This is a genomic window from Azospirillum sp. BE72, assembly GCF_031455875.1.
Lineage (GTDB): Bacteria > Pseudomonadota > Alphaproteobacteria > Azospirillales > Azospirillaceae > Azospirillum.
Genome location: NZ_JAVDTO010000001.1, coordinates 36491 through 53346, shown reverse-complemented (window position 1 = coordinate 53346; position 16856 = coordinate 36491). Strand labels below are relative to the sequence as shown.

The following is a 16856-nucleotide window of genomic DNA, read 5'->3' as shown; positions in this document are numbered from 1 at the left end:
AATCGAGTCAATCCCGCTTCGCCCCACCCCTATTTGCAAACAGGGTGCTTCCGCAATCCGAACCAAGGGCCCAAATGCTCACGCCGCCCCGGCCTGCAGCCCGCCGCGCCAGAACCAGTCGGTCCGCCGCACGCGGTCAGTCCAGATTCGCTCCGCCGCCGTCCGGCTGAACAGGGCGCTGAAAGGGACGGGGGTGTCTCCCGTCTGGATGCCGGCCGGCATGTCGAGGGTCTGCATCAGCACCGGAGTGGTGCCGATGGCGGAGTCCTGGACATCGGCCGGTTCCGGCTTGCCGATCATGCCGGCGGCACCCGACAGCGCGCCCTCGACCAGTTCCAGGCCCAGCAGCCGGTTCATGTCCACCGGACCCGGCATCTCCATGCCCAGCGTCAGGGCGCGGGAGAAGCCGAACCGCTCGTAATAGGGGGCGTCGCCGACCAGGATCACCGACGTGTGGCCCAGCGCCACCGCCTTGTTCAGGCTCATCCGGATCAGCTTGCTGCCCAGCCCGCTGCCCTGCAGGTGGGCGGCGACCGCGATGGGGCCGAGCAGGATGGACCGGGTGGCTCCGCCGACCAGGATCGGCCAGTAGCGGATGGTGCCCACCACCACCTCGCGCCCATGCTCGTCATGCTCGATGGCGACGAGGTTCAGGGCGGGGATGGAGTCGACGCCGTCGCGCAGCCGGTAGGCGGTCTTGGTGAAGCGGTCCGGGCCGAACGACGCGTCCAGCAGGGCTTCGATGGCGGCGGCGTGCTTCGGCTCTTCGACGGTGATGATCATGCGTGGGGCTCCCGGCGGGAAGAAGGTCTTCTCAGAAGGCTTCTGAAGGGCGGATCGCGCCGCCGCCGGAAGGCCGGGGGTGTCAGGTCCCCGTTGTGCCTTTGGCGTTCGCACGCGACCCAAGGACGGCCGCAACCGCGATGCGCGGTGCGAGGCTCCGTCGTCGGATGCGAAGGGCGTGCGAACGAGACATGGACAAGGCTCTTCGGCCGTTGCTGGGACTTGCGCATATATCATCGTCGCCCCCCCGTCGCAAGACCGTGGAGACCAGCCGATGATGCATGACTGTATCAATCACAATGCGGGCCCGGGACAGGGATGTCGGAGGATTGTCCGGCCGGGTTCTGGACAGTGGGGAAGGGCGACTTTATTCTGCGCTGAACCGCCGCCCAGCCACCCGGACTCCCCGGCCGCCGGCCCTTTTTCGGCCGGCGCCGTCTTCGGATCGTCTGCCAGGATCGCCAGACATGTACACCGCCGTCACCAACGACATCCGCGTCACCGTCCAGCCCGTGTTCCTGGAAGACCAGTCGGCCCCGGCCGAGGGCCGCTTCGTCTGGGCCTATCACGTCCGCATCGAGAACGAGGGCAGTGAGACGGTGCAGCTGCGCACCCGCCACTGGCGCATCACCGACGCCATGGGCCGCGTGCAGGAGGTGCGGGGCCCCGGCGTGGTCGGCGAGCAGCCGGTCCTGGAGCCGGGCGACCATTTCGAATACACCAGCGGCACGCCGCTCGGCACGCCGTCCGGCATCATGGCCGGCACCTATGGCATGGAAGGGGCGGACGGCCGCGCCTTCGACGTGACGATCCCGGCTTTCTCGCTCGACAGCCCGCACCAGCCGATGCAGCTGAACTGATCCGGGCAAGGTGGAACCGGGCAAGGCGAACCCGGCAAGGCCGATCATGGAAATTCAAAGCAGGCAAATAATACAATAGAATGTGTGTGGATTTAGAGGCTTTCAACACTTGGCTTTGACAAGCCGCATGGCTGCCCGTACCTTGCTTCATGCTTGAAGGCCATAGGACCCGTCCCATCTTGGGGCTTCCGGAAGGCGCAGGCGACCGAAGCGGGGCAGGTGCGGCCACTCCGTTCGCAGAATGGGTCCTTTCGTCCTGTCAGCCGTCCGGTTGATCCGCCGAGGCTCAGGTTCCGTATCGAGCTAGACATGATGGGCGCGTTGCGCGATCCCGGCCCCGGTTGCCGCCGCCGGTCTGCGCAGGGCGCTACCCAGTAACGGAAAGGATGTTCCCGTGACGGCTTCCAAGACCCCGCTCGCCAAGCCCCAGGGCGTGGACAACGTGCTTCGCGGCCCCGGCCGTCCCCTGCCTGAGGCGGTCGCCCGTCCGTCGCGCGCGGAAGCGGAGGAAGCCGTGCGGACCCTGATCCGCTGGGCCGGCGACGATCCGGGGCGCGAAGGTCTGGTCGGCACGCCCGACCGCGTCGTCCGCTCCTACGAGGAGTTCTTCGCCGGCTACGGCATCGACCCGGTGGAAATCCTGTCGCGCACCTTCGAGGAGACCGACGGCTACGACGAGATGGTCGTGCTGCGCGACATCCGGGTGGAGTCCTACTGCGAGCACCACATGGTGCCGATCATCGGCAAGGCGCATGTCGCCTATCTGCCGCGCCGCCGCGTCGTCGGCATCTCCAAGCTGGCGCGGCTGGTCGAGGCCTATGGCAAGCGCCTGCAGATCCAGGAGAAGATGACCGCCCAGATCGCCAACACCATCGACGAGGTCCTTCAGCCCGAAGGCGTCGCCGTCGTGGTCGAGGCGCAGCACCAGTGCATGACCACCCGCGGCGTGCACAAGACCGGCGTGACCATGGTGACCAGCCGCATGCTGGGCGCCTTCCGCACCGACCCCTCCACCCGCCGCGAATTCCTGACGATGATCGGCAACCCGTCCTCGCGCGGGATGGAGTGAGGTCCAGAGGGCTTTACACCCACAACGCCGCCTGCCAAGCTCCCGCCGCTATCTGTCAGTGGGCGGTGCTGTATACGGGGTGTTGGGCATGGCGGCGAAGGTGACACCGGCGGTCAACGCGGCGAAGGCGGCGGGTGTCGCCTTCCGGCTGATGGAGTACGAATACGATCCGTCGGCCGACGCCATCGGCATGCACGCGGCCGAATCGCTCGGGCTCGACCCCGCCATCGTCTACAAGACCCTGATCGTCCAGCTGGAGCCCAAGGCGCTGGCCTGCGCCGTCATTCCGGTGGCGGCCAAGCTGGATTTGAAGGCCATCGCCGCCGCGGCCAAGGCGAAGAAGGCCGACCTCGCCGATCCGGTGCTGGCGGAAAAGACCACCGGCTTCCTGGTCGGCGGCATCAGCCCGCTGGGCCAGAAGAAGGCGCTGCCGACCTTCATCGACGCGAGCGCCGAAGCGCTGCCGGAAATGGTGGTGAATGGCGGCAGGCGCGGCCTGCAGATCGTGCTGGCGCCCGCCGATCTGGCGAAGGCCACGAAGGCGGCGGTCTGCGCCATCGTGGCACATTAAGTCCGGCATGCTCCGGATTCAGTCCTCCGCCGCCCATGTATTCAGAACGACATCGCAGACACTGCGGTCACGCGGGGACAGAACCACCTCGACCAACTCCTGAACCGGATCGGGCTGCTCGCCATTCGGCTTCCTTTTGGCGGATGTTCCGGATATCCGCTTTCCACGAAGCATCGTCGAACCCCGCTTTCCCGAGGCGCTTTTCCGGATTGGCTTCGTGGTCAAGTCTGTGGAAGATCCTGCGGATGTCATGACCGGTCTCCTGCGCCAGCGCCGCCACGAGCGAGCGTAAGTCGTTGGGCACGACCCCACCAGTGAATTCGTATCCCAACCAAGTGCCCAGCGCGCGATAGATGTCAGTGTAAACGACGAGCGCACGAAGCGCGACGTTCTCCTTGTCTTCGGATGCCACCTTGTCGATCAAGTCAAGGATGAGCGTCCGGTCGACACCGAAGCCGAAGAAACCTGCGGTCATGGAGTGATTGGCGATGGCCGACGGCTCCAGGTCCGCAACCGCCTCTACCCATGCCATCGCAGCCCTGGAAAACTTCACAGCCGCCCCGCGTTCCTCGTGCCGCTCCGTACGAAGGTTGTAACCGGACAACGGTTCTCCGCGGAACATGCCGCCGCGTTCGTCACGGGGGCGCGTGACGTTCGGTCGCGCTTCCGACTGCACAGTGCGAAAAATACGGAAGTGGTGACCCCGGCAGGAGGGGTTCACTTTTCAATCTGCATGCCTTGAAAATGCTGGATGTGCTGGTAGCTCTGGCTGGATCGTGGTACAAATGTGCCATTCTCATGTGCCACTTCGAGCGCTCCAATGGCAAAGCCTGTCAAGCACCTGTACCAGCGGCAAGGCTACTGGTGGTACCGCAAGGTCGTTCCCAATGACGTTCTTGCCGACTTTTCCAAACGAGACATTCGCGGTTCCCTTGGCACCCAGGACAAGCGGGAGGCAGAACGCCTGCTGCATATCAAGTTGGCTGAACTGGATGCCGAGTTCGAAAAGGTCCGTGCTGCCCGTAGGAAGGCCGCTGATGAGCTTGAAGAGTTCGCACGTAGGGCAGCAGCAGAGAAGCAATTCCTCGCATCTCCGGCGTTTGTAGAGGCTGTCAGGGCGGTCAACTCGACTGCGCTTGATATGATCGACGTTATGGAGAACGGTGACCATCACCGCCGACGGACACCGACATACGAAGAAGCCGTAGCGCTGGTAGAGGAACGGCAGGAAATCCTATCGCCAGCAACCAAGGAAATGCTCATCCGAAGTGCGATGGAACAAGCGATCATTGATGAAGAAGACACGGTTGAAAATGTATTGCCTCTGATCGAAGAAGCCATTGCGCAGAACCGCCATGAGCGTACTAAAAACACAAGCTTTGTCATCGGACATTACGAGGATGGAGCACCAGTGTTTGTCATTCCGGAGAGATTTGTTCCTCGTGTCCGGGAGTTTTTGATTGGCCTAATTGACACTGAAGAAAAGACCCTGCGGGCGAAGAAGGTTGCCATTGAAGCTCGGTCTAGTGACGACCTTCGTAGGAAAGATATTGGACTTCTATCCTTGATGGAAGACTGGAAGAAGGAGAAGGATGTTAAAGAGAAGACGGTAGTCGAGGCGAAGAAAGCAATCAGGCTCTTCGAGCAGATCAACGGCCCTCTCCCATACAGTGACGTTACGAAGGATCATGTTCTTGCTTTCAAGAACCATCTGATCGGTCTTGATCAAGCATCGGCTACTAAAGCAAAATCTTGGACGCTTCTTAATACGATCTTCAAGACGGCGAAGGGAAACAGTCGCGTTCAGGTTAACCCGTTTCAGGAGGTCACGTTCTCGCCCCCTAAAGACAGTAAACGGCGAGACGATTTTACGCCTGAAGAGCTTAATTCAATATTCGGGGCCTTGACGAAATATTCAGAAGATTGGTGGCTGTTCCGTATTGGCCTATACACTGGGGCGAGGCTTGGCGAAATTCATCAGATGACAGCAGACGATGTTCAGGTAGAAAGTGGAACACTTTACTTTAACCTCACCGATGAAGGTGAAAAAAGCTTGAAGACCGCAAGCTCATACCGGAAGGTACCCATACACCAACAGCTAATCCTTGATGGCATTAAAGATTTTTTCCCGACAGAGGGTGCGCTATTCAGCGGAAGGGCTGCTGCTGCATCACAACGCTTGAACAGAGCCATCGACAGGGCAGGTATCACCGACAAGTCGAAGACCTTTCACTCTCTGCGGCACACCTTCAAGAGCGCATGTCGTACAGCAGGGCTTGATGAAGACACGCACGACCGCTTTACGGGACATAAGAGCAGCCATGTGGGGAGGAACTACGGCAAGCACTCCATCCCCAGCATGAAAGCGGCTATCGACAAGGTTCGTTTCGGAGTCGAGGGAGAATGACCCTCGACCCCAAAAACGTTTTTCAGCGTATGTCCATATACCCTGGCGGGGTCATGTCACCGTAAAGCCTGCCAGCGATCTGAAGGCGGTCGATGGCGGCTTCCAGTTCATCCGTGATGGGCTGGAAGAAGGGCGTTCCATCCGGTCCATTCCGGGTAGGCGAGTAGCGACGTGCCTTCGGCGGAGCCATGATGACACTGCGGAGGTTGCGGTAGTTCATTCCGCACCTCCCTTGCGCTTGGGAAAGGGCGTCAGTGCCGCTGCAATGGCGGCTGGTGACGTTCTTTCAGTCCAGCCTGCCTTTGCCCTGGCAACGTTTCCAAGCGTGTGGGAGGCGCCTGTACGACGACCAACTATGACGCCTTGCGGCTTTGGACGAATGCCGATGGCGTCACACCATTTCACCCGCTTTCCATCGGCGTTGAACGATGCATCCGGATCAAGGCCTTTGAGCGTATATTTCAGCGAACCGAGGCGCTGATTCGGGTGATAGTGGAACTTCGGCAGTTCCAAACGTCGATCTTCGAACAGCTTTGTGGTGCAGGGAATGCCGACGAAGCCGGGAACGAGGCTATCCAGGCAGTTTTGAAACTCCTTGAAAAACGTTTTCGGAATGTGGACGGCAACGTTCGTATGAACGCCAACCTTCCCGCCAATTTCACCAACGTAGGCATAGGCGACAGGGATGTTCCTTGCAGACAACCACTTGCGCAGCTTACGGGCGAAAGCCTCTTGCTTGTCGGCAAGTTGGTCATCGGTCCAATTATGCGTCTTGGACCACGCAACAGCGAAGTAGACAGTAAACGGGGTACCAGTGTATTCGGCGTATGCGAAAGCATTTACGAGCGAAATCATAGCGTCGATGCTGATTGCATCGGTCTTAACAGGGGCCATTAAATTCCTTGTGTTGCAAAAGGCAGTGTATCCCGCACGGGTATGCCGTGGGGATGGGTATAAACAACAATACGGATTGATCTTAATACTGTACCGGCGGCAGCGCGGACAATAACGTGCTGTTTTGCAACGATCTTCCCGGCTAACGCAGGGCAAAAATCGTCAACGTTTCGGACGCAGTATCAGGGGAATCCGCCTTAATCGGCAGACGGACAGATATATAGGAATTGCGAGACCCCGTTTCAAGGGGAGCAGGCATGTTTTTTGCGGAAAACCGGGATGGTAACGAAATCGTACGGATGAAGGCCGCGCGCTAGAGCATACGTAGAAGCGGAAGGAAGACTGGAACCCGTTCAACGGGTTGGTCTTGGTAACGCCGAACGAGTGAGAATTTACCAACCCACCGTGTTGATGCGGATCTACCCAAAGCGTTGGTGAATGCCTTGGTAACAACCTGAAACGGGTAACCGCTGGAAGCTACGTATACGCTATGGGGGACCGGGGGTATGGCCCTGGTGGCCGGTGGTGCCTAATGTCGTCCGCAAACGGTCCCGATGACCCGCTTTCAACAAAATCAACATACCTATATCCCAGCTATCCGCGTGCGGGTTCCGGGATCAATCCAGCCGTTGTCCGCAGTTCTGATACCGACATCTGTCTCATTGAAGCGAGGTCGTGCGAGACGTGTCACGCCAACGCTCAAGGCGTCCCAATAGAATGGATTTGACAAATTTGAGACGGAGAGGCGATAACGTCTAAAGGTTCATTGAGACAGTTGGGGAGGATAGCGCCATGTTGATCGGCTACGCTCGCACCAGCACCCTGGATCAGAAGGCGGGCATTGAGGCACAGGTCCGCGACCTTCAAGTCGCAGGCTGTGACAAGCTCTTTCAGGAACAAGTGTCATCCGTTGACGTAGCGAGTCGCGAACAGCTTGCGCTGGCACTGGAGTTCATCCGGGAAGGCGATACCCTGGTGGTGACGAAGCTCGACCGTCTGGCACGTTCCGTGGCGCACCTGATGACGATCCTCGACACATTGAAGGGCAAGGGTGCGTCTCTGCGCATCATGAACATGGGCATCGACACTGGCACGCCCACCGGCAAGCTGATGCTGACTATGCTCGGCGGCGTGGCGGAGTTTGAACGGGAGATCATGCTCGAACGTCAGCGCGAAGGTATCGCGAGGGCGAAGGCCTACGGTAAGTACAAAGGAAGAAAACCAACCGCAAGAGCAAAGTCAGAGCAAATACATGAACTGAAAAAACAAGGATTTGGGGCAGCAGACATAGCCAGAAAGCTCGAAATAGGAAGAGCCTCTGTTTATCGCATCCTCTCGAAGATATGATGCTATGTCTAATACCACATATTTAGCGCGTAAAGAAGATCATTCTTTATAATCGCCTTAATGTCCAAAATTGGAACGTCAGAATAATAAGGTCCTTCAGCGTAGGGACCAACCTGATATGGAGGGAATAGGAACCTGATTTTCCCATCCAAAAAAGTAAAAATGCTGTAGCAATCCCAGTCTCTTGTTCCTGAATTGATCCAATCTTCAGATTGGTATTGAGAACCATTATCTTCTGCATCAACTGCAACAGTTTCTCCATCCAGCCTTAATGGACGGATGTTCTTTCTAACAATGTTCTGAATAACAGGGAAAGCTTCATCAGGATCTAAAAAAATATCATCAGGATCATTAATTGGAACTAGAGGATTTAAATGGAAATTGAAGCACTTAATTGTGCTATTTGGATGTGCAGCCCCCGCTCCGTAGGCATAGATATTGTAGCAAATGCTTATAATCCTTCCGGTAATTACTGGATCTTGACAATAGGCAGCAAGCGTGTTCGTCCTTGACCATTTCTTCTGGACAAGGTTAAAAAGGTTTGAGTCCTGTTGAAGTTTGTAAGCCCTATAAGAAAATATCAATCTCAGAAGATAACCTCTTATAAACTCTCCAACCTCGTGTACACTGTTGTATTCATTAGAAGATAGTTTGACGAATTCCGCGTCTATTTCGTAACCTGGAATGCCGTCCCAAACCTCTCGAAAGTTTTCTTTACTCCATGAAATTTCTTTATCAACATTATTTTCTATCTTTACTAGCCCCATGCGCTTTAACTGGAAATTAAGCGCACCGGCAATTCGTTGCTTACATGTGGGTTCGGTAGCATCGACGTATTGGATGTCCTTGATTTGTTCAGGAACATCGATCCTGTCGAGAAGAACAGGAATGATGTAAATATCGTCGATCAATGACTCCATGCGTTTATCCAGCGCTAGACGAAGCTCACGTTGGATATAACCACGACGATCCACCATGTTCTCTGACAGGAACAGAACAATGAATTTAGCAGACGAAAACGCCCTTTTTATTTCGTAATCCCAGTTCTGTCCTGGATGAAGTTCTTTACAGTCCATCCATACGTTGAAACCATTCCGAATAAGGAATTCATAGTATGGAAGTACGCGCTCCTGATCAGGGCTTGCATAGCTAATAAATACTTTAGGATTATCGGTCATAATTAAATACCAGTCTCCAGTATCATTTCAGTGGGTAGTTAACAGCGTTCACCCGTCAAAGATTGATTTCAAATCAACTGGACACTGTTTAGGTGGTGTTGGCTGCCCGTATCAAGTGCATTTACTTGGACTGCAAGCCTGATCACATCACAAGCATACATATGGCAGCGTGCCACACAATGTGCCATCCAATGTGCCATTTCGGTGTGCCATGAACCAGCGACATTTGGCAGCCAAGTTATTGAAAAATAGGACTATTTTGTAAATGGTGACCCCGGCAGGACTCGAACCTGCTGCCTCAAGTTTAGGAAACTCGCGCTCTATCCTGATGAGCTACGGGGCCACTTGCGCCGCACCTTAACGGTTTCGTTGCCAAGGTGAAAGTGGCTTTTGGGGGAAGAGCCGCGTCACGGCGTCAGTCGGAATAGCGCTCCTCCAGCCACGGGTCGGCGTGGTTGTTGTAGCCGCGGACCTCCCAATAGCCTTTGTGGTCGCCGGCCAGCAGCTCGATCCGCTTCACCCACTTCGCGCTCTTCCAGAAATACAGCTTGGGCAGCACGATGCGCACCGGCCCGCCATGGTCGCGGCTGATCGGCTGGCCTTCCCAGGTCGTGGCGAGCAGCACGCCGTCGTCATTGAAGTCGGACAGGGCGACGTTGGTGGTGTAGCCGTCGAAGGAATGGAAGACGACGAAGCGCGCCTCCGGCTTCGGCCGGGCCAGTTCCAGCAGGCGGCGGGCGCTGACGCCCTCCCACCGGTTGTCGTAGCGCGACCAGGTGGTGACGCAGTGGATGTCGGAGACGAAACTCTCCTGCGGCTGGGCCTGGAAATCCTCCCAGGTCCAGGACAGCGGGTTCTCCACCAGCCCGTCGACCGCCAGCGTCCAGTTGGCGGTCGTCACCTTGGGCGTGATGCCCAGGTCAAGCACCGGCCAGTCCGTGACCAGCCGCTGGCCGGGCGGCAACCGGTCGCGCGCCGGGTCGGCGGCATGGCCGGTCAGCGCACGGCCGTCGCGGGCCCATTGCTCCTTGACGGCAACCAGCTTGTCGCGGACGGCACCCTCCTGTTCGACCTCCCGGCCCGGTTCCAATCCGGTGCTCATGTCCGGTTTGGGGGGTGTATCGCTCATGGCTCGTCCTCTTCTGCGTGTCCGGATCGTCCGGCAGGGGTCCCGCTTAAAAAAGGAACAGACAGTCGGGTTGGCAAGCGGAAGCGGGAGAACTAACTTCCCGAAACCCGGCATATTGGAGCCACAGTTCCACGCCAGGGTGCCGGCCGGCCGTGTCCCGCTGCCGTTCTCTGCCGCCCATATCCGAGACCACCCGAGTGATTTGCCGATGATCCGGTTCGCAGCGCCCGCCGCATCTCTCTTCGCACGCGCTTGGCGTCTATTCCTGTCACGTGGCCTCGCCGTTCTGCTGCTTGCATCCCTGCTTTCCGGAGCGGGGACGGCCGCGCTGGCGGCTTCCCCCGTGCCCGGCGCTGCACCCACTGCTCCGGCACCCGCCGCACCTGCGGCTGCGGCCCCGGTGGTGGTGGACGAGGCGACCGTGCAGCAGCTGGAGGCACTGGTCGGCACGCTGGAGAACCAGGACGCCCGGTCGCAGCTGGTCACGCAGCTGCGCAACCTGATCACCGCCCAGCGCGGGCTGGCCCAGGCCAAGGAGGCGGAGGGCGAATCGGCGCTGCCGCAGACCATGGGAGCCCGGGCGCTGGCCTTCCTGGCGGCGCGGATGGACGTCGTCAGCCGCCAGCTGGTGCAGGTCGCCAACGTCTTCGCCGACCTGCCGGGGGCCCTGTCCTGGGTGCAGCGGCAGGTGCAGGACGATATGGCGCGCGAGCGCTGGGTACAGATCGCCATTCAGCTGGCGATGATCCTCGGCATCGGCGCCGTGGCCGCCCGCGGCATCGCCTGGCTGCTCGCCCGGCCGCGCAATGCGCTGGCCGCCCGCCATGTCGGTTCCGCCCTGCTGCGCATTCCCATGCTGCTCGGCCGTGCGGTGCTGGAACTGGCGCCGATCGTCGGCTTCATCGTCGTCGCCTACACCATCCTTTCGGTGACCGAACCGGCGCCGCGCGTGCGGCTGGTGGCGCTGGCGGTGGTGAACGCCACGGTCATCACCCAGGCGCTGCTGATCCTGGTGCGGATGACCTTCGCTCCCGACGCCCCCAACCTGCGGATCGTCCAGACCAGCGACGCCGGGGCGCGCCGCTGCTACGTCTGGTCGCGCCGCCTGATCGCGGTCGCCGTCTATGGTTACTTCCTGGCGGAGGGCGCCTATGTGCTGGGCCTGCCGCTGGGCGCCTACGGCGCGCTGCTGAAGCTGCTGGGCGTGGTGCTCGCCGCCATGACGATCGTGCTGATCCTGCAGAACCGCGTTGCCGTGGCCGACTGGATGCGCGGCAACCCGCTGTCAGGCGACGGCGACCCGCTGGCCACTGCCCGGCGCGAGGCGGAAGGGCAGGGGGCGGTCCTGCGCACCGCACGCCGCCGCTTCGCCGAGATCTGGCACGTCCTTGCCATCCTCTATGTCGTGGTGACGTTGGGCGTCTGGGTGCTGAACGTCTATGGCGGCTTCGAGTATCTCTCCCGCGGCACCCTGGTGACGGTGGCGGCGGTGGTGGTGGCGCGGCTGCTGGTGGGCGGGCTGAACCGGGCGCTGCGCCGCGGCCTGACCATGAACCGCGACCTGGCCGGCAACCTGCCGCAGCTGCACACCCGCGCCTTCCATTATCTTCCCATCGTCCAGCGCATCGGCAAGATCATCATCTGGCTGGTGGCGCTGGGCGTTGCGCTGAACGGCTGGGGCGTCGACACGCTGGGGCTGGTCGAATCCGCCGCCGGCCGCCGCATCGTCGGCAGTGCCATCTCCATCGGCCTGCTGCTGGCCGGCGCCATCGTCGCCTGGGAGGTGGTGAGCGCGCTGATCGAGCATCTGCTGCGTGCCACCGACAAGAACGGCACCCGGATCGAACGCAGCGCCCGCATGCGCACGCTGCTGCCGCTGCTGCGCAACGCCTTCCTGATCCTGCTGGTGACGATGGTGTCGCTGATCACCCTGTCGGAACTGGGCGTGAACATCGCGCCGCTGCTGGCCGGTGCCGGTGTCGTCGGTCTGGCCATCGGTTTCGGATCGCAGACGCTGGTCAAGGACATCATCACCGGCCTGTTCATCCTGTTCGAGGACACGGTGTCGGTCGGCGACGTGGTCGATGTCGGCGGCGGCCATTCCGGCACGGTGGAGGCGATCTCGATCCGCTCCATCCGCCTGCGCGACGGCGCCGGCGCCGTCCACTCCGTGCCGTTCAGCGCCGTGACCACCGTGAAGAACATGAGCAAGGACTTCTCGGTCACGCTGTTCACCGTCACGGTGTCCAACCGCGAGGATCCCGACCGCATCATCTCCGTGCTGAAGGAGACGGGTGCCGAGGTGCAGGCCCAGCCGCAGTTCGCCGCCGACATCCTGAACCCGCTGGAGGTGCTGGGCGTCGACAAGCTGTCCGACACCGGCATCAACATCCTGGCCCAGTTCAAGACCCGTCCGACCCGCCAGTGGGGGGTGAGCCGCGAGTTCAACCGCCTGCTGAAGAAGAAGTTCGACGAGCTTGGCATCGCCATGCCGACCCAGTCGATGCAGCTGGTCGTCGGCCATAACCCGCAAGACCGCGCGCTGGCGGAGGCGCTCAGCCAGGGGTCGTGAGGGCAGGGGTCGTGAGGGCAGGGGTCGTGAGGGCAGGGGTCGTGAGGGGCAAGGCTCCGACTGTACGCAAAGGAAAACGCCCGGCTCTGCCGGGCGTTTTCATTGCCGTCTTCGCCGTGGTGCCATCCTTACTCCGCCGGTGCCGGCGGGCAGGGCGGGCGGCGCCAGCTGCGCAGTGCGTCGTCCAGCGCGCGGGCAAAGCTGGACCGCTCGGCCGGTGACAGGAAGCTGCCGACGCCCACCGACTGGCCGTGCGAACTCAGCGTGACCTGACCGGCCGGACCGCGGCTGTCGTGGTCGGCGCGCTCGTTGTGGGTGATCCGCAGCCAATAGGGATGGAAGGACCAGCGCCGCTCCGGCGCCTTCCAGTGAACCCGCTGCACCGTCAGGGAGGTTTCGGTCAGCCGCACCCGCTCATACTGGCGGGCGGAGCGGTAGCTGACGCGGAAGGCAAGCCACAGCGCCAGAACGTCCAGCCCGCAGAAGGGGACCACCGGCCAGGCGCCGTGGGCGATGAAGATGGCGGCGACGACCAGATTCAGCAGGATCACCACCGCCATCAGCACCCGATAGCCGTTGCGGCCCAGGCTGCGGTGGGGGTGGAGGATGGCGTCGAAAAACACGCGCACGGGACCGCTGCCGGCGTGATCCCCCTGGAGAGCGTCGCCGGCCTGACCGTCCGGCCGGCCGTGGGGCTGGTCGCCGGGCCGGGAGTCGGAGATGTCGATGGGCATGGCGGCAATATTAGACGAGCGTTGCGCCGCTGAAAACCGCCCGTTGAAAAGCGATCCGCCGATTAAGTGCCGATTAAGTGTTGGAACGGCGGGGTTATGCCGCTTTCGACACCATCGGCACCACGCCGCCGTGCAGCACCCAGGCCATGGCGCTGTCCATCTTGGCGAAATCGCCGGCCGGCATCCCGTCGGCGGATGCCTCCTCCAGCGCATCTGCGGCGTCGCCTGCCGCCTGAACGAAGATCCGTGCCTGATCGTCGGTGCCGGCGGCGATCATCGCATCGGCCATCACCGAGGCCCAATGCCAGTCGGTCATCACCACCGCGCAGCGCAGCTGGCCACAGCGTCGAGCCAGCTTCATCAGGGCGACGACGATCTCGGGCCGGAAGTCGTCGATTTCGAAACGATCGAACTCGATCAGGCTGCTCCATGGCGTGCCGCGGCTGCCCAGGTTGGCGCACTGCACCTCCACCTGACGGGCGACGGCATCGCGCTGGTCGATCGACAGCGATCCCTGCAACCGGACGTGCAGTCCCCAATCCCTGACTTCTACAAGATAAGTGGCGGTCATATTCATATACCCTTATCCGGACCGAGCAATACAACCAGGAAGATCCGTGGTTCAAGCACAGGCGTTCGGCCGGTGTCTTGCCGACCAGCAAATCATACGCCACCGCCGGATCCGGGGAGAAGCGCCATTCCTGCGACGAATTCTGTTGGATTGGCGTGATTTCTCTCCATTTCTGTCGCAATCTGCGATGCAGCGCTGCAGTTTGGGTCGGTTCGCCGCATCCCGGCACCTGCTCCCCCCGGCTCTGGCGCAACCCCGGCCGTTGCGGCTATGGTGGCTGCCATGAAGCCCGCCGCCGTCCAGGAATTCTTCCGCCGCCTGTCCGCCGCCAACCCGGAACCCCGGAGCGAGCTGGAATACGTCAATCCTTACACGCTGCTGGTCGCCGTCGTCCTGTCGGCCCAGGCGACCGACGTCGGCGTGAACAAGGCGACCGGCCCGCTGTTCAAAATCGTCACCACGCCCGAACAGATGGTGGCGCTGGGCGAGGAAGGGCTGCGCCACCACATCAAGACGATCGGCCTGTTCAACACCAAGGCCAAGAACGTCATCCGCCTGTCGGAACTGCTGATCGAACGCCATGGCGGCGAGGTGCCGCGCGACCGCGAGGCGTTGGAACAGCTTCCCGGCGTCGGCCGCAAGACCGCCAACGTCGTCCTGAACGTCGCCTTCGGGGAGGAGACCATCGCGGTCGACACCCATATCTTCCGCGTCGGCAACCGCACCGGGCTTGCTCCCGGCAAGACGCCGGACGCGGTGGAGGCCAAGTTGCTGAAGGCGGTGCCGAAGCTCTACCGCCGCCATGCCCACCATTGGTTGATCCTGCATGGCCGCTATGTCTGCAAGGCCCGCAAGCCCGATTGCCCGATCTGCCCGGTGGCCGACCTCTGCACCTTCAAGGACAAGGTCATCGCCTGACCCGCGGCCCATAAACGAAGTCGAGGCACGAAAAAGCCCGGCATGGCGGGAGCCAGCCGGGCTTTTTTGCGTCTGGAGCGGTTCAGACCGCTTCGGCCGTCGGGGCCTGCTCGATCGGCGCCGGGGCCGTGACCGGGGCGGCGGCCGGCTTGGTGCCCGCGCCGTAGATCTGGATGTCGCCGATCAGCTGGCCGCCGGCATCGACCGCCAGCTCGCCGAAGCGGATCGACCCGGTGATCTTGCCGGTGGAGCGCACGGTGAGACGGCCGCGGACGGCGATGTCACCCTCGAACCGGCCGGCGATGTCGGCCTCCTCGATGTCGACCGAGCCCCTGAACAGGCCGGACTCCGCGATCTCGACCAGACGGCCCTCGCGCAGCTTGGCCTCCACCGTGCCCTCGACCACCAGCACGTCGCAGGACCCGATCTCGCCGGTCAGGGAGATGTCGCGGCCGACGGTCAGGCGGCGCTGCTCCGGCATGGCCGGGGCGACCGGGGCGGGCGGAACCGGTGCGGCGGCGACCGGGGCCGCCGGGGTGCCGACGGGGATGGACGGCTGGCGCGGGGACGAGCCCGGCATGTCGACGACGCGGCGCGGCACATCGGTCTTGAAACCGGCGCCGGGCACGGACGGCGCGCTCGGGGGCTTGGGAATGCTGTTCATGTCGGGTCCCTTCGAGGCGGAAGGCATATCGGGATAAGCCGGTGCGGCGTGCTGCGCATCGGCCAGAGCGTGGGCCATGCTGGGTGCGGCGGCGCCGGCCGCGACTGCGGACGTCGGGTCGCCGCCCTGCATCTGTCCGGGCATGTGCCCCGGGATTTGGCCGGGAACCGGATTGTTCAGCGAGGCGAGCGGCGACGAGACGGCGCCGGCCTCGCCCGGTGCGTACGGACGGGCACCCGGCTGCGGTGGGGCGGGGCTGTCGGCCTTGGGAGCGGCGGGCGGAGTCTTTCGTCCGAACAGCATGAGCGGTTCCCCCAATCTGGACTACGGGTGGCGGGATGGGCCGGAGGGCTGGAGGCCCGGTGCCGGAAGGGCGCCGCCGGGCAGGCGACGGTGTGCGGCCGTGCCGCCTAGCGGCGTATCACGGTCGTCCGGCCCGCCGCAAGGGGAGCCGACATGGACTGTAGGACATGAACCATGAAGGCGCTGGCGACGACCGGGACCAGCAAATTGACGAAGGGGATTGTCGAAAGAAAGGCGATGGCGACCCCGGCCAAAAAAGGTTTCAGCGGCCGGGCCCGCCGCAGCATCCGCGCCGACGTCCGGTCCAGCCGCCGGTGGGCGACCATCTCGAAATACTCCCGGCCCAGCAGATAGCCGTTGACGGTGTAGAAGACGATCAGGTTCAGGCCCGGCGCGAAGATGTAGATCGGCAGCGCCACCAGGTTGATCGCCAGAACCAGGATCAGGAAACGCAGCGCCGTCGCCAGTTCCTCGAGCCAGCCTGCCTGGCGCGGCGCGGGCAGGGCGGGATAGTGGCGCGCCTCCACCCGTTCGACAACCTCGTCCAGGAAGAAGCTCGACACCATCCCGACGGTGGCCGGAAACAGCAGCCAAGCCACCACCAGAACCCCCAGCCCGCCCAGCAGATCGATGATGGTGTCGAGCCAGACATAGCCGCTGAGCGGCGTCACCGACAGCGCCCACCACGTCCCGCCGGCCAGCAACGCATAGGCGAGCGCCGAGACGAACATGCCGGTCCACACCACCCGGCGCACGCGGGGATCGGTCAGCTGGGAGAAGGCGAGCAGAAGGGCGCGGATCATCGGCGGTCCGTGAGGCGGTGGGGGAAGGGCGCGCGGCCGCCCGCATATCTACG

The 16856-nt window shown here is 61.9% G+C and carries 17 protein-coding genes and 1 tRNA gene; 7 read left to right on the top strand and 11 right to left on the bottom strand.

Annotated features, from left to right (window positions below; all coding sequences use genetic code 11):
* Window positions 1-78: 78 nt before the first annotated feature.
* Window positions 79-783 (bottom strand): N-acetyltransferase, encoded by a 705-nt coding sequence (locus J2Y49_RS00285; RefSeq protein ID WP_310110715.1) that lies wholly within the window; start codon window positions 781-783, stop codon window positions 79-81.
* A gap of 467 nt (window positions 784-1250) precedes the next feature.
* Here J2Y49_RS00285 and apaG point away from each other — a divergent pair, with 467 nt between their 5' ends.
* The 3 genes from apaG (at window position 1251) to ybaK (ending at window position 3283) form a co-directional block, all read left to right on the top strand.
* Entirely contained in the window at window positions 1251-1643 is a 393-nt protein-coding gene (apaG, locus tag J2Y49_RS00280; protein WP_149223700.1) for a Co2+/Mg2+ efflux protein ApaG, read from the top strand.
* 442 nt (window positions 1644-2085) lie between these two features.
* Window positions 2086-2712, top strand: a complete 627-nt coding sequence (folE, locus tag J2Y49_RS00275; protein ID WP_409017792.1) for a GTP cyclohydrolase I FolE — start codon at window positions 2086-2088, stop codon at window positions 2710-2712.
* 88 nt (window positions 2713-2800) lie between these two features.
* Window positions 2801-3283 carry a Cys-tRNA(Pro) deacylase gene (ybaK, locus tag J2Y49_RS00270; RefSeq protein WP_310110711.1) on the top strand — a complete coding sequence of 161 codons (483 nt, stop codon included), beginning with the start codon at window positions 2801-2803 and terminating at the stop codon, window positions 3281-3283.
* 67 nt (window positions 3284-3350) lie between these two features.
* On the opposite strand, the gene J2Y49_RS00265 is transcribed toward ybaK, so the two are convergent.
* Window positions 3351-3887, bottom strand: coding sequence for a hypothetical protein (locus J2Y49_RS00265; protein WP_310110710.1), 537 nt, complete (start codon window positions 3885-3887; stop codon window positions 3351-3353).
* A gap of 216 nt (window positions 3888-4103) precedes the next feature.
* Here J2Y49_RS00265 and J2Y49_RS00260 point away from each other — a divergent pair, with 216 nt between their 5' ends.
* Entirely contained in the window at window positions 4104-5690 is a 1587-nt protein-coding gene (locus tag J2Y49_RS00260) for a site-specific integrase (RefSeq protein ID WP_310110708.1), read from the top strand.
* 22 nt (window positions 5691-5712) lie between these two features.
* Here J2Y49_RS00260 and J2Y49_RS00255 read toward each other — a convergent pair whose 3' ends face one another.
* Both J2Y49_RS00255 and J2Y49_RS00250 read right to left on the bottom strand, forming a co-directional pair.
* Window positions 5713-5910 (bottom strand): hypothetical protein, encoded by a 198-nt coding sequence (locus J2Y49_RS00255; RefSeq protein WP_310110706.1) that lies wholly within the window; start codon window positions 5908-5910, stop codon window positions 5713-5715.
* A complete protein-coding gene (locus J2Y49_RS00250; protein WP_310110704.1) occupies window positions 5907-6584 on the bottom strand; it encodes a hypothetical protein in 678 nt (225 codons plus the stop codon). Before J2Y49_RS00250 ends, J2Y49_RS00255 begins: the two co-directional genes overlap by 4 nt.
* A 792-nt stretch (window positions 6585-7376) precedes the next feature.
* Between J2Y49_RS00250 and J2Y49_RS00245 the strand changes: the two genes are divergently transcribed.
* The gene (locus J2Y49_RS00245) at window positions 7377-7931 is read left to right on the top strand and encodes a recombinase family protein (protein WP_310110702.1); all 555 of its coding nucleotides are present in this window, start codon (window positions 7377-7379) and stop codon (window positions 7929-7931) included.
* Window positions 7932-7939: 8 nt separating this feature from the next.
* Here J2Y49_RS00245 and J2Y49_RS00240 read toward each other — a convergent pair whose 3' ends face one another.
* The 3 genes from J2Y49_RS00240 to J2Y49_RS00230 all read right to left on the bottom strand — a co-directional run bounded on the left by J2Y49_RS00240 (window position 7940) and on the right by J2Y49_RS00230 (window position 10238).
* The gene (locus tag J2Y49_RS00240; protein ID WP_310110699.1) at window positions 7940-9109 is read right to left on the bottom strand and encodes a TIR domain-containing protein; all 1170 of its coding nucleotides are present in this window, start codon (window positions 9107-9109) and stop codon (window positions 7940-7942) included.
* A 266-nt stretch (window positions 9110-9375) separates the two neighbouring features.
* Window positions 9376-9452, bottom strand: a tRNA-Arg gene (locus J2Y49_RS00235).
* Between the two features lie 72 nt (window positions 9453-9524).
* Window positions 9525-10238 carry a sulfite oxidase-like oxidoreductase gene (locus tag J2Y49_RS00230; RefSeq protein WP_310110697.1) on the bottom strand — a complete coding sequence of 238 codons (714 nt, stop codon included), beginning with the start codon at window positions 10236-10238 and terminating at the stop codon, window positions 9525-9527.
* A 343-nt stretch (window positions 10239-10581) separates the two neighbouring features.
* Here J2Y49_RS00230 and J2Y49_RS00225 point away from each other — a divergent pair, with 343 nt between their 5' ends.
* The gene (locus J2Y49_RS00225) at window positions 10582-12810 is read left to right on the top strand and encodes a mechanosensitive ion channel domain-containing protein (RefSeq protein ID WP_310110695.1); all 2229 of its coding nucleotides are present in this window, start codon (window positions 10582-10584) and stop codon (window positions 12808-12810) included.
* A gap of 128 nt (window positions 12811-12938) precedes the next feature.
* Here J2Y49_RS00225 and J2Y49_RS00220 read toward each other — a convergent pair whose 3' ends face one another.
* Together J2Y49_RS00220 and J2Y49_RS00215 are read right to left on the bottom strand one after the other, a co-directional pair.
* On the bottom strand, window positions 12939-13544 hold the full coding sequence (locus J2Y49_RS00220; protein ID WP_310110692.1) for a DUF2244 domain-containing protein: 606 nt from the start codon (window positions 13542-13544) through the stop codon (window positions 12939-12941).
* Window positions 13545-13638: 94 nt separating this feature from the next.
* Window positions 13639-14115 (bottom strand): hypothetical protein, encoded by a 477-nt coding sequence (locus J2Y49_RS00215; protein WP_310110689.1) that lies wholly within the window; start codon window positions 14113-14115, stop codon window positions 13639-13641.
* A gap of 282 nt (window positions 14116-14397) precedes the next feature.
* Here J2Y49_RS00215 and nth point away from each other — a divergent pair, with 282 nt between their 5' ends.
* A complete protein-coding gene (nth, locus tag J2Y49_RS00210; protein WP_310110687.1) occupies window positions 14398-15033 on the top strand; it encodes an endonuclease III in 636 nt (211 codons plus the stop codon).
* An 82-nt stretch (window positions 15034-15115) separates the two neighbouring features.
* Here the strand turns inward: nth and J2Y49_RS00205 are convergent, their stop codons facing one another.
* Window positions 15116-16000: a polymer-forming cytoskeletal protein gene (locus J2Y49_RS00205; protein WP_310110684.1), complete on the bottom strand. Its 885-nt coding sequence runs from the start codon at window positions 15998-16000 to the stop codon at window positions 15116-15118.
* Between the two features lie 107 nt (window positions 16001-16107).
* Window positions 16108-16803, bottom strand: a complete 696-nt coding sequence (locus J2Y49_RS00200) for an EI24 domain-containing protein (RefSeq protein ID WP_310110682.1) — start codon at window positions 16801-16803, stop codon at window positions 16108-16110.
* Window positions 16804-16856 lie beyond the last annotated feature (53 nt).